The organism is Streptomyces sp. NPDC005393, assembly GCF_040606675.1.
GTDB lineage: Bacteria > Actinomycetota > Actinomycetes > Streptomycetales > Streptomycetaceae > Streptomyces.
The window spans coordinates 138,745-138,991 of record NZ_JBEXFG010000015.1; the positions used below are offsets into that span (position 1 = coordinate 138,745).

A 247-nucleotide genomic window follows, 5' to 3' on the forward strand; every position below is an offset into this window, starting at 1 on the left:
CCCGCTCATCACGCCGATCGTCACGCCGGAACCCACCACGATCGTCACGGCGCTCATCACGCCGATCGTCACGGCGGAAACCACCACGGTCATCACGGCGCTCGTCACGACGGTCATCACGACGGAAACCACCCGGGCGAGAGCCACCGTCGCGCTCGTCACGACGGTCATCACGACGGAAACCACCCGGGCGAGAGCCACCGTCGCGCTCGTCACGACGGTCATCACGACGGAAACCACCCGGGCG

1 pseudogene is annotated in these 247 nt (G+C 67.6%); it reads right to left on the bottom strand.

Annotation, left to right across the window (positions count from 1 at the left end):
• A pseudogene (locus tag ABZS71_RS15880) lies at window positions 1-225 on the bottom strand (hypothetical protein); the annotation flags it as partial.
• Window positions 226-247 lie beyond the last annotated feature (22 nt).